Annotated in this window: 14 protein-coding genes; 11 read left to right on the forward strand and 3 right to left on the reverse strand. The window is 47.0% G+C overall.

Annotation, left to right across the window (positions count from 1 at the left end; all coding sequences use genetic code 11):
• Position 1 precedes the first annotated feature (1 nt).
• On the reverse strand, positions 2-958 hold the full coding sequence (gene miaA / locus DQN52_RS03945; protein ID WP_032827654.1) for a tRNA (adenosine(37)-N6)-dimethylallyltransferase MiaA: 957 nt from the start codon (positions 956-958) through the stop codon (positions 2-4).
• A 159-nt stretch (positions 959-1,117) separates the two neighbouring features.
• On the opposite strand from miaA, the gene putP reads away from it, so the two are divergent.
• The gene (putP, locus tag DQN52_RS03950) at positions 1,118-2,611 is read left to right on the forward strand and encodes a sodium/proline symporter PutP (protein WP_003785191.1); all 1,494 of its coding nucleotides are present in this window, start codon (positions 1,118-1,120) and stop codon (positions 2,609-2,611) included.
• 181 nt (positions 2,612-2,792) lie between these two features.
• On the opposite strand, the gene DQN52_RS03955 is transcribed toward putP, so the two are convergent.
• The gene (locus tag DQN52_RS03955) at positions 2,793-3,071 is read right to left on the reverse strand and encodes a 5-oxoprolinase subunit B family protein (protein WP_420911736.1); all 279 of its coding nucleotides are present in this window, start codon (positions 3,069-3,071) and stop codon (positions 2,793-2,795) included.
• Here DQN52_RS03955 and DQN52_RS11650 point away from each other — a divergent pair.
• From DQN52_RS11650 to DQN52_RS03980, 6 genes are all read left to right on the forward strand, one after another.
• Positions 3,060-3,230: a hypothetical protein gene (locus DQN52_RS11650; protein WP_420911737.1), complete on the forward strand. Its 171-nt coding sequence runs from the start codon at positions 3,060-3,062 to the stop codon at positions 3,228-3,230. The genes DQN52_RS03955 and DQN52_RS11650 overlap by 12 nt on opposite strands.
• A gap of 46 nt (positions 3,231-3,276) precedes the next feature.
• Positions 3,277-4,287 carry a 4-hydroxythreonine-4-phosphate dehydrogenase PdxA gene (pdxA, locus tag DQN52_RS03960; RefSeq protein WP_032827574.1) on the forward strand — a complete coding sequence of 337 codons (1,011 nt, stop codon included), beginning with the start codon at positions 3,277-3,279 and terminating at the stop codon, positions 4,285-4,287.
• Positions 4,288-4,347: 60 nt separating this feature from the next.
• Positions 4,348-5,055 (forward strand): energy-coupling factor ABC transporter permease, encoded by a 708-nt coding sequence (locus tag DQN52_RS03965; protein WP_003785200.1) that lies wholly within the window; start codon positions 4,348-4,350, stop codon positions 5,053-5,055.
• Positions 5,056-5,290: 235 nt separating this feature from the next.
• On the forward strand, positions 5,291-6,334 hold the full coding sequence (locus tag DQN52_RS03970; RefSeq protein WP_003785202.1) for a galactose ABC transporter substrate-binding protein: 1,044 nt from the start codon (positions 5,291-5,293) through the stop codon (positions 6,332-6,334).
• Positions 6,335-6,360: 26 nt separating this feature from the next.
• Entirely contained in the window at positions 6,361-8,583 is a 2,223-nt protein-coding gene (locus DQN52_RS03975; RefSeq protein WP_003785204.1) for an ATP-binding protein, read from the forward strand.
• A gap of 19 nt (positions 8,584-8,602) precedes the next feature.
• Positions 8,603-8,977, forward strand: coding sequence for a response regulator (locus DQN52_RS03980; RefSeq protein ID WP_223877574.1), 375 nt, complete (start codon positions 8,603-8,605; stop codon positions 8,975-8,977).
• Positions 8,978-9,025: 48 nt separating this feature from the next.
• Here the strand turns inward: DQN52_RS03980 and DQN52_RS03985 are convergent, their stop codons facing one another.
• Positions 9,026-9,610 carry a Maf family protein gene (locus DQN52_RS03985; protein WP_003785209.1) on the reverse strand — a complete coding sequence of 195 codons (585 nt, stop codon included), beginning with the start codon at positions 9,608-9,610 and terminating at the stop codon, positions 9,026-9,028.
• A 92-nt stretch (positions 9,611-9,702) separates the two neighbouring features.
• Between DQN52_RS03985 and DQN52_RS03990 the strand changes: the two genes are divergently transcribed.
• From DQN52_RS03990 to plsX, 4 genes are all read left to right on the forward strand, one after another.
• Positions 9,703-10,203 carry a YceD family protein gene (locus DQN52_RS03990; protein WP_032827577.1) on the forward strand — a complete coding sequence of 167 codons (501 nt, stop codon included), beginning with the start codon at positions 9,703-9,705 and terminating at the stop codon, positions 10,201-10,203.
• Between the two features lie 43 nt (positions 10,204-10,246).
• A complete protein-coding gene (gene rpmF, locus DQN52_RS03995; RefSeq protein ID WP_003785213.1) occupies positions 10,247-10,426 on the forward strand; it encodes a 50S ribosomal protein L32 in 180 nt (59 codons plus the stop codon).
• 93 nt (positions 10,427-10,519) lie between these two features.
• Positions 10,520-11,059 carry a phosphoribosyltransferase gene (locus tag DQN52_RS04000; protein WP_003791369.1) on the forward strand — a complete coding sequence of 180 codons (540 nt, stop codon included), beginning with the start codon at positions 10,520-10,522 and terminating at the stop codon, positions 11,057-11,059.
• 88 nt (positions 11,060-11,147) lie between these two features.
• A complete protein-coding gene (plsX, locus tag DQN52_RS04005) occupies positions 11,148-12,200 on the forward strand; it encodes a phosphate acyltransferase PlsX (RefSeq protein WP_003785217.1) in 1,053 nt (350 codons plus the stop codon).
• Positions 12,201-12,227 lie beyond the last annotated feature (27 nt).

Raw genomic sequence — 12,227 nt, forward strand, 5'->3', positions numbered from 1 at the left:
ATTAGGACGATTGTAGTTGTTGAGCTATTTCTATGGCGCGTGGCACATAATCGCGTTGGGTAAATGGGTCAAAAACGTGTGCAGGCTGCATTTTGCGTAACCAAGTGAGCTGGCGTTTTGCCAACTGGCGCGTGGCAGCTTGCCCTTGTTCCACAAAGTTTTCAAAGTCCGTTTCGTCAGCCAAATGAGCCCACGCTTGGCGATAGCCCACGCAGCGCATAGACGGCATATCGGGGTGCAGCGCAGGATAGCGTTGTTGCAACTGGCGCACTTCGTCCAAAAAACCGTTATTTATCATTTGGATAAAGCGTTGGTTGATTTGCTGGTGCAGCGCGTGGCGTTGTTCGGCAATCAGCGCAATGGTCGGCAGATTCAATAATGTAGGCTGCATGGTTTGTTCGGCAAAATGTTGCGACAAGGGCTTGCCTGTGAGCCAAAACACTTCCAAAGCGCGTTCAATGCGTTGTGTGTCGCTGGGCGATAAACGTTGGGCGGTGACTGGATCGGCTTGTTGCAACAAATCATACAAATGCGCCAAACCGTGCGCCTGTTTGACCTGTTGTAAGCGTTCGCGCGTGGCGGCATCGGCTTCGGGCAGTGCGTTCAAGCCTTGTGTGAGCGCGTGGTAATACATCATCGTTCCGCCAACAATAAGCGGCAATTTGCCTTTGGCGCGAATTTCGTCCACCAAATGCAAGCAATCGTGCACAAAATCCGCTGCGCTGTATGTTTCTAATGGGCTGATTATATTGATTAAATGGTGCGGTACGCTTGCCAATTCCTGCGCGGTGGGTTTTGCCGTGCCAATGTCCATGTCGCGATACACCAACGCGCTGTCCAAGCTAATGATTTCGCACGGCACAGCTTGCGCGATTGCCAATGCCAACGCAGTTTTGCCGCTGGCTGTCGGCGCGATAATCGCCAAAGCGGTGGGAATAGTTGAGTTTTGTGTCTTCATGGACGCGTATTGTAGGGCGTTTGCGGATTTTGGTAAACGCATCATTTCAAACGTGAAAATCTTGACGATTTTTGTTAATTCAGGTTAAATGCCATTATCAGAAAAACAAACACGGTGCAATTTGCATCTTTTTTAATCTTGTTTACGAAAGGATTTCACATGAATCCGATGTATATAACTTTTGGCATTTATTTGATTGTCGTATTGCTCATTGGCATGGCAGCTTATTTTTCCACACGCAACTTTGATGACTACATTCTGGGCGGACGCAGTTTAGGCGCGTTCGTAACCGCGTTGTCGGCAGGCGCGTCCGATATGTCGGGCTGGCTGCTGATGGGTTTGCCAGGCGCGATTTATCTGACTGGTTTGAGCGAATCGTGGATTGCGATTGGCTTAACCGTTGGCGCGTGGCTGAACTGGTTGCTGGTGGCTGGGCGACTTCGTGTTCACACTGAATACAACAATAACGCACTCACCTTGCCCGATTATTTCTATCATCGTTTTGGCGCAACAGGTCATGCAATGAAAGTGATTTCGGCATCAATCATCTTGTTTTTCTTCACAATTTACTGCGCTTCGGGCATTGTGGCAGGGGCGCGATTGTTCCAAAGTCTGTTTGATATTTCCTATACACAAGCCATGTGGTTGGGCGCAGGCGCAACCATTGTGTACACGTTCATTGGCGGCTTTTTGGCAGTGAGCTGGACGGACACGATTCAAGCCAGTTTGATGATTTTCGCGCTCATCGTTACCCCAATTATGGTGTATTTGAGCTTGGGTGGCGCAGACGAAATGCAGGCTGCTTTGCAAATGATGGTGCAAAGTTCAGGCAAACAATACGATAGCCTGCTGGCTGGCACAACGCTGATGGGCATTATTTCTACCGCCGCATGGGGTTTGGGCTATTTTGGTCAGCCGCACATTTTGGCGCGATTTATGGCAGCCGAAAGCGTGAAATCGCTGGTAAACGCACGCCGCATTGGTATGACTTGGATGATTTTGTGTTTGGGTGGCGCGTGTGCCGTTGGTTATTTTGGTATTGCTTACTTTGGTCAGCACTCACAAGAAGCCGCTATCATGAATGGCGACCACGAGCGCATTTTCATCGCTCTGACTACTATTTTGTTCAACCCATGGATTGCAGGCGTGATTTTGTCGGCGATTTTGGCAGCAGTCATGTCCACCTTGTCTTGCCAACTGCTCGTGTGTTCTAGTGCGATTACCGAAGACTTCTACAAAGGCTTTCTGCGCCCCAACGCCCCACAAGCCGAATTGGTGTGGGTGGGACGTGTCATGGTGTTGGCGATTGCCGTGATTGCGATTTTGATTGCGTCTGACCCAAACAGCAAAGTGTTGGGATTGGTGTCGTATGCGTGGGCTGGTTTTGGCGCGGCGTTTGGGCCTGCGGTGATTTTCTCGCTGTTTTGGAAACGTATGACCGCAGCAGGCGCGTTGGCTGGCATGGTAGCAGGCGCGGCGGTGGTGGTAGCGTGGAAGCCACTCACAGGCAGCAGTTTGTATGAAATTGTGCCAGGCTTTATTGCTTGTGTGATGGCGATTGTCGTAGGTTCGCTGTTGAGCCCAGCACCGAGCGCAGCCGTACAACAACGCTTTGATGATGCCGATGCTGCGTTTAAAAAAGCGTCTAGTTGATTGAATCATCTAAACAACCGAAGCAGCCTGCACTTTTCATCAACCAAAAAGTGCAGGCTGCTTTTTTGTCCAAATCTTTGATTTAGGTATAGTGAATTAAATTTAAACTAGTACAGCGTTGCCAACTCCCTTATGTACTAGCTGTACACGGCGGTCGTTGTCGCCTTGTCCTAATCTAAATTTAATCCACTATAAATTGCACCGTATCGCCTGCGCTCAACAAAGTGGGTGGATTGCAGGCTGCATCAAACAAAGGTAAATCGGTTTTGCCCAAAATTTGCCAACCTGCTGGCGATGCAAACGGATACACGCCTGTTTGTGCGCCACCAATGCCCACCGAACCTGTGGCAATGCGCGTGCGCGGCGTGTGCAAATGCTCGGGCAAGCCGCCCAAATACGGAAAACCAGCCTGAAAGCCCATCATAAAAACGGTATAGGTGTAACGCGTGTGTTCGCGCACCAATTATTCGACCGACACGCGATGAAATTGCGCTACCGCCGCCAAATCCATGCCAAATTCGCCGCCATACACCACGGGAATTTGAACGTGTTTGCCAACATAGTTTGCAGCTTGCGTATTGTGCCAAATGGTGTGCAGGCTGCTTTGTTATGTTGCTGAACGCAAATTCAGGTATGATGCGTGCATTTTCACAAGAAAGCAGCCCATGAACACCCCAATTTTAGCGATAACCGCAGGCGAACCCGCAGGCATTGGCGCAGACATTTGCTTGGATTTGGCGCACATGAATTTGCCCTGTCGCGTTGTCGTGTTGGGCGATAAAAACCTGCTGGCAAATCGCGCCAAAATGCTGGGCAAAACGATTGCTTTGCGCGATTTTGACGCAAAAAAGCAGCCTGCACCCAATGAGCTAGAAGTCCTACACATTCCACTCAAAACCGATTGCACGGCAGGCGAACTCAATCCGCACAACGCACCGTATGTGATTGAATTGCTAGACCGCGCCATGCACGGCATCAACAACGGCGAATTTGCAGGTATGGTAACCGCGCCCGTCCACAAAGGTGTCATCAACGACCACTTTGGCGAACAACTTTATTTTAGCGGGCACACTGAATACCTAGCCGAAAAATCCCACACGCCACAAGTCGTGATGATGCTCGCAGGCGGCGGAATGCGCGTGGCGTTGCTGACCACCCATTTGCCCTTGCGTGAAGTGGCAGACGCGATTACGCCCGAATTGATAGACAGTGTGGCGACCATTTTGCACAACGATTTGCAAAACAAATTTGGTATTCAATCGCCCAAAATCTTGTTGGCAGGACTCAATCCACACGCAGGCGAGGGCGGACATTTGGGGCGTGAAGAACTGGAAATCATGCAGCCAACCGCCCAAATATTGCGCCAACGTGGCGTAAACATCACCGACCCATTGCCAGCCGACACGCTGTTTCAGCCGTTTTATTTGGACGATGCCGATGCGGTGTTGGCAGCGTATCACGACCAAGGTTTACCTGTGTTGAAACACGCCAGTTTTGGTGGTGGTGTGAACATTACGCTGGGTTTGCCGTTTATCCGCACATCGGTAGACCACGGCACAGCGTTGGATTTGGCAGGCACAGGCAAGGCGCATTCGGGCAGTTTAAAAACCGCTGTTGAAGTCGCTTGGGAAATGGTTTGCGCCAGCCGCCGATTTGATTCACGAAACGCCCATTGAAGCCGCCGAGCCAATCCACGAATACGAAGAAACGCATTATCCACATTAATCAACTCAATCATGACTTTTTTGCCCCACTGGTTGCCCCATATCGGTTTGATTTGGGCAACATGGCTCGCATACGCTTGCCTAATTGCAGGCTGCTTTGTTCGCCACAAAAGCAGCCTGCACCTTTTATCCCAGCTACCACGCTTACCCATAGCCATCGCCTTGTTCGCCTTGTTGTGGGCATTGAACGTGCGCGTAGAAGCAGGACAACTGGCAGGTATGAGCTATCATTTGTTGGGACTCAATTTAATCAGCCTAATGCTTGGTACGCCTATGGCACTTTTACTGGGCAGCAGCATCTTGCTGCTGTTTGGCATCGCCCAACAAAGCAGCGGTTTTGTCGCCCCATTCGCGTTGAACGCCTTGTGTGTGGTTGTACCAGCGTGTTTGCTCAACGCGCTGATTCGGCAACAATTATTGTGCAGGCTACCTAAAAACGTGTTCATCTACATTTTTTGTGCAGGCTTTCTATCGGGCGCATTCGGTATGCTGCTGACAGGCTTGCTGGTGTGTAGCGTATTGTATTTTGCCGATGTCTTATCCAGCGCAATCATTTGGCAACAAGCCTTTCCCATTTTCTTTTTACTGGCGTGGGGCGAAGCCTTTTTAAGCGGCATTGGCGCAGCCGTTTGTGTCGCCTTCAAACCCGAACAACTCGCCACGTTTGACGATGCCGTTTATTTGCGCCAGCCAACCAATCGCATTTGGGATAAGGAATAAGCAGCCTGCACCTAATTCAAAGCAGCCTGCACTTTTATTTTTGAAAGTGCAGGCTGCTTTTTTTGTTTGATTGAAATACAACACAAACAAATATTTGTAAATAATATAGTCGAATGTATAGCGAAATGCCTTGTAATTCTTTACAATTCGTTATCAAACAGTACGTCCATTCAGAATATTGTTTCATTACAAATAACTAACATATTTAAATGATGAATTTTATTGGGAGCAAATTATGAAAATGCTAACCTTACTACCTTTTGTGCTATTTTCTGTTGCTGCGTGTGGTCAAAACACACAACAAACTGCAGCAGCCGAAAAAAACAATTATCCCACCGCCACAGTGGGCGCAAACGTAAGTGATATTCGCACTAACCCCTTTTTCCAAGGTATGTATGCTGCTTTTGAACAAGCAGGCAAAGACCACAGCAGCCTAAAATTGTTTGTCGAGAGCGCAGAAGACAATCAAGACAAACAAGATGCTCAGTTGCAAGACATGATTCAACGTGGCGCAAAAGCCTTGGTAGTCAATTTGGCAGATGTGAGCAAAGGCGGCGATTTTGTTCGCAAAATGTGTCAAGCCAAAATCCCTGTGGTGTACATCAACCGTAGCCCTGGCGATAAAAACTTGGCTTCTTGCGACACGGCATACTTTGTCGATGGCGATGCCGCGCAGGCTGGCGTATTGCAAGGTTTGCAAGTGTTAAACGCATGGAAAGCTCACCCAGAATGGGACAAAAACAAAGATGGCGTGGTGCAATATGCCATGATTGAAGGCGTTCCAGGACACGCAGGTGCACAAGCGCGTACCAAATGGTCGGTTAGCACTATGGAGTTTTATCCAAACTCTGGTGTACCTGTTGCCAAAGTTTTGCAAGATACTGCCATGTTCCAAACCGCCGAAGCAGAAGAGCTTTTGGAAAAATGGCTTGCATTGCCAGAATTCCAAAATGTTGAAGTGATTTTGGCAAACAACGACAGTATGGCATTAGGTGCAATCAACACATTGAAAAAACATGGCGTTAAATTACCGATTTTTGGTATTGATGGTTCTAAAACTGCGCTAGAAGCCGTTAAAAATGGTGATTTAGTTGGCACAGTATTCAACGACTACGATGAACAAGCCAAAACCGCCGTGCGAATGGCAGCTAATTTAGCGGCTGGCAATCCTGTGATGAGTGGCATCGAACATGGTGTGGAATACAAAGTGGTCAAAGTGCCGTATCAAGACATCAATTCCAATAATCTTGATGCCTTTATCCAACGAGTAAGCAAATAAAATCATGATGATATTTGGAGAATAAAATGAAAAAAATCAGTAATAGCCCAGTTGGGTTACGCAAATACTCAGGCTTGATTTCATTGGTTGTGTTGTTTTTGATTTTAACCGTTGCATTGCTGGGTTTGAGTGCGTGGTCAACCAGCCGTTTGGCACAAAACACACAAATTATTAACGTAGCAGGTGAGCAAGGTGCATCGATTCAACAATTATCTAAAAACTTGTTGGATATTAACCTGTATTTGGCAGAGCAAGTAAACAAACCTGCTGCAACGACAACAGCGGCAGCAGCCAGCGATGTGGCTATGCCTGAAACCAATGCCAAAACAGGCGATGTTGCTTTGGCAGATTTGCCACAAGAAGCCTTGTTCCGTTTGCAAGAGATTAAGCAAATTCGCGATAAATTCGAAAGCACTTTATCTGCATTTGAAAAAGGTGGCGAAGTCACTACGCAAGACGGCAGCTCTGTTACCATTAGCGCGGTATCAGGCAACGCAAAAGCCGCGTACCACGCAGCCAATTTGCGCCAAGTTTGGGAACCGTATTTGGGTTTGATTGATAGCTTTTTGTCGTCAAATCAAGGCAATCAAGCTAATTTAAGAAAACAAGTGAGTGACTACTTGGTGGACTATTCACGTTTGTATAACCAAACCTTGCTGACCGACTCTTCACAATTAGCAGCGGCGTTAAATAGCGAAGTGGTCGCACAAGCATCGATGCTGCAAAAATTCCAACTGGGCGGTATTATCGCGGCGGTGGTTTTGTTCTTCATGATTGTGTTTGGTGCGCTGCGTCAATTGGTTGCCAATGACCACAAACTGGCGATTGCCAACGAAGAGATGAGCGAAATCATGGTGTCGGTGAACGAAGGTTTGTTCTTGGTGGACAAAGATTTGACCATTGGTAGCCAATATTCTCGCCGCTTGGAAGACATTTTGGGGCAAAAAGATTTGGGTAACAAAAACTTGCTCGATGTATTGGATAAATTTGTACCACCCGAAGAAGTCGAAACCACAAAATTCTTTATTGAACAGTTGTATAGCGACTGGGTAATGGAAGATTTGATTGAAGACTTGAATCCGCTTAACCGCATTAGCGTACAAGATGAACGCACCAATGAATTGCGTTTTATGGATTTCAAATTCTTCCGCGTATGGATTAACGACAAAATCGAACGTGTATTGGTCAGCGTAACCGATACAACCGAATCGGTGATGTTGCAAGCCAGCTTGGAAGCGCAAAAAGAGCAAGAAAACCGCGAAATGGAAATGCTCAGCACTATTTTGAATACCAATCCTGTGTTGCTGAACAACTTTATCGGCAGCAGTACGCAAAATTTGGATGAAATCAACCAAATTTTGAAATCACCAGGTTCAGATTCGTATGAATTGCAAGGCAAAGTACAATATATTGCTCGTTTAATTCACAAAATCAAAGGCGAAGCATCATCGCTCAAATTGCAACGCATGGTAGGTATTTGCGAATCGTTTGAAGAGTCTTTGAAAGTGATGCGAAATTCCAGAAGCTTGACTGGTCAAGACTTCTTTGGCTTGGTGGTATTGTTGGAAGACTTGTATCGCTTGTTCGATATTTTGAAAAATTACAGCGGTCGCATGGGGCAAGAAGCTGGCTCGCACGCCAATCAAGCGGCAGCACCAAGCAGCACAGAACCCGCTTGGCGCACATTTGCCACAGCGCAAGTCGATTTCTTGAAACAATTTGTTGGCGACATTGCCACGCGCAATAACAAACAAGCGCAGTTGGTTGTAAGCGGTTTTGACCAATACGAAATCAAAGAATCGCAATGGGACAAGTTAAAAAATGTTATGATTCAGCTTTTGCGTAATTCGGTGGTGCACGGCATTGAAGCACCCGAAGTACGCCAAGCTCGTGGCAAACCTGCAATGGGTACGCTCAAATTAACATTGACCCAACAAGCCGATGGCAATTTGGTCTTGGCAGCGGAAGACGATGGCAATGGCATCGATTTTGAAGCCATTCGCCAAAAAGCTGTGAACTTGGGCTTGCTGGCAGCAGATGCCGCACCCAATGCCGAGCAAAAACAATTGTTGAACATGATGTTTAGCAATGGTTTTTCAACCGCAGCAAACGAATCGGAAGATGCAGGTCGTGGTGTGGGAATGGATATTATTAAAGATGAGATTCAAAGCATTGGTGGACGCATTGGTGTGACTACCGCAGCGCATCAATACACTCGTTTTAGTATCAAATTTCCGCAGGGAAAATAATTTAGAATAGGGGATAAGAATGCCTACATTAATGATTGTAGATGATTCCAACATCATTCGAAATCGAATTGAACGCAGTATTCAGGGCTTGGATATTCAAGTGGTTGCTACTGCATCAGACGGTGCAAAAGCAGTAGAAATGTTTAAAGAACACAAACCCGATTTGGTTACCATGGATTTGACCATGCCCAATTTGGACGGTTTGGAGTGCATTAAACAAATTCGTGCATTAAGCCAAAACACCAGTATTTTGGTGGTATCGGCTTTATCGGATAGACAAACTGGATTACGCGCGTTGCAATACGGTGCGCGTGGCTTTATTTGCAAACCGTTTACCGATGAACAACTGGTGATTGCGTTGAACAAATTGATTTCGCATCAACAAAAACGCTAAACAAAAAGTGCAGGCTGCTTTTTCTATTTCAAAAGCAGCCTGCACTTTTTAAATTACATCAATACCCAATTCATTCAAACACGACACCAACCAAAAAATTGGCAAACCAATCAACGCATTCGGGTCAGAACTATCGATGCGCTCCAACAACGCCGCACCCAGACCTTCGCTTTTTGCCGCACCTGCACAATAAATCGCATCAGGCTCACGCGCCAAATAATGGCGAATTTGCTCGGGCGACAACACACGCATTTGCACTACTGTTTTGTCCACATGATGCCGCAAGCAGCCTGCACTCGTGTCCAGCACACAAACCGCGCTATAAAATTCAATGCGCTGCCTCGACAATTCCGCCAACATCGCCGCCGCCTTTTCTACCGACATCGGTTTACCGAGCTGACGATTGTTGCACCACGCCACTTGGTCAGCCCCAATAATCAAATGCTGCGGATAATGTTGCGCCAACGATTGCGCCTTGCCAATAGCCAACCGCAAAGCTGTATCCGATGGCGATTCGCCAGCCAAAGGCGTTTCGTCAAACATCGGTTTTGCCGCAACAAAATCCACGCCCAATGTTCGCAACTGCTGCTGCCGAAAAACCGAAGTAGAAGCCAAAATAATCGGTAAACTCATCGTCAAAACTCCTGTGTCCAATGACAAATAAATCTGAAAAAACGGTTAAAAATATTGACTACAAAGCAATAAAATTATATCATGCCCTGTTTATGTTAAACCGAATATTGATTGAACCCCAAGCGTTTGCCATCAAGCAAGAAAACCTGCGCGGCAAAGTTTTATTGAATGATTTAGACAAACGCGTTTGGTCGCACGATTTTACCGAATTGTCATCAGAATTGGCGTACACTTTGCAAGGTGGCGTTGATAGATGGCAACGTCCGTTTTTAGCGCTCACGCTTTCGGGCAGTTTGCCTTTGCAATGTCAACGTTGTATGCAGCCTGTTCATTTTGCGCTAGATGAAAATGTGCGAATTGTTTTGTTTGAAAACGAAGAATCGCTAGACGAAGCCATGCTTGCCGATGAAGAATTGGAAGGTATGTTGCTCGAAGCTGAATTAGACGTTTTCTCGTTGATTGAAGACCAAATATTAATGGCATTGCCGTTTTCGCCCAAGCATGATGATTGTGGCAATGCAGATTTAGATGCGGTTAATCAAAACAAAACTAATCCTTTTGCCGTGTTGGCGGGTTTGAAAAAATCGGACTAACCTGTTTATTTTTTGACTGATTATATATTTTTAGGAGCTTGAAATGGCTGTTCAACAAAACAAAAAATCCCCTTCTCGTCGTGGTATGCACCGCTCTCACGATGCTTTGACTGCACCAGCTTTGTCTGTGGACGGCGCAACAGGTGAAGTTCATCGCCCACACCACATTTCGCCAAACGGCATGTACCGTGGTCGTAAAGTTGTGAAAGCCAAAGGCGAGTAAGGCTGTTATGCAGAAAAAAGTCAGCGATTGCGTGTTGATGCACTCGGCTGGCTTTTTTCGTTTATGTAATATTAAGTGCTTTGGGAGATTGTGATGACGGTACACAAAATTTGGTTTACTTATGATGAAATTCATCATACCGTTAAAAAAATTGCCGAGCAAATTCAGGCATCGGGCATTCAATATGATGCAATGATTGCGATTGGCGGTGGCGGCTTTATTCCTGCGCGTATGTTGCGTAGCTTTGTTGATGTGCCAATTTATGCGGTAACGACTGCCTATTATTTGGACGAATCGGGCAGCGGTGAAACGGCAGACGAAATTCAAAAAGTGCAATGGATTGACCCAATCCCCGAAAAAATTGTTGGCAAAAATATTTTGGTGGTGGACGAAGTAGATGACAGTCGTGTTACGGCAGAATTTGTGTTGCGCGAATTGCAAAAAGAAAATTTTACGGAAGTGGGTTTTGCGGTTATTCATAATAAAATCAAAGAAAAACGCGGCGTAATTCCCGAAGGTGTGCATTACTACGCTGGCTTGGAAGTGCAAGACTGGTGGGTAAATTATCCGTGGGACGCAACCGATATTGACGCGCACAATCATCGTGCGGCGCATAAGGTTGAAGCGGCATAAATCAGGATAATGCGATAAGCAGGCAGCCTGCACATAAATTGGGTGCAGGCTGCTTTGTTTACAGCAATCGGAAATAGATTGGAACAAGATGATTACTTTGTCGGTTGATGCGATGGGGGGCGACATTGGGCTGGCGGTTACTGTGCCTGCTGCGGTGTCGTTTTTGGCAAAAGAGCCGAATGTGCGTTTGATGATGGTGGGCGATGAAACTTTATTGCGTGATGCGTTGCAGGCTACTTCTGCGCCGATGCAGCGAATTGAAATCGTCCACGCCAGCGAAGTCGTGGGCATGGACGAAGCACCACAACACGCTTTAAAGCATAAAAAACAATCGTCTATGCGTTTGGCGATTGAGCAAGTGAAATCGGGCAACGCACAAGCTGCGGTGTCGGCAGGCAATACGGGCGCATTAATGGCAACGGCGCGTTTTGTGCTGAAAACTTTGCCACACGTGGACAGACCTGCGATTGCGAAATTCTTGCCTGCCCAAGACGGCAAAGTAACGCTGATGCTGGATTTGGGCGCAAACGTGGATTGCACTGCAGAGCAGTTGGTGCAATTTGCGGTATTGGGTAGCGAGCTGGTGGCTGCGTTGTATCCCGACAAAAAAACGCCGCGCGTGGGCTTATTGAACATTGGCACGGAAGACATCAAAGGCACGGAAGTGGTCAAACAAACCTTTGGCTTGTTGCGCGAAAGCAGCCTGCACTTTGTGGGCAATGTGGAAAGCAATGCGATTTTTGGTGGCGAAGTAGATGTGGTGGTGGCAGACGGTTTTGTCGGCAATGTGGTATTGAAAACGATTGAAGGCGCGGTCAAATTTATGGGCAGCGCAATCAAAGAAGAGTTTAACCGCAATGTGTTTACCAAAATGGGTGCATTGGGCGCGTTACCTGCGCTCAACGGCTTTAAAAAGCGGCTAGACCCACGCCGTTTTAATGGTGCGATTTTCTTGGGATTGCGTGGCGTGGTTATCAAAAGTCATGGTGGCACGGATGCGGTGGGCTTTGAATACGCGCTTGCCGAAGCCTATCACGAAGCGCAAGCCGATAGCTTGGCAAAAATAGAACAAGGCGTGTCGGCGGCGTTGCTTGCCTTGGAAGAAAAGCGTTTGATAGGGCAAACAGGGAGTTTGCATTAAAAGGGCGTAAAAAAGCAGCCTGCATTT

The sequence above is a fragment of the Kingella kingae genome (assembly GCF_900475905.1).
Classification (GTDB): Bacteria; Pseudomonadota; Gammaproteobacteria; order Burkholderiales; family Neisseriaceae; genus Kingella; species Kingella kingae.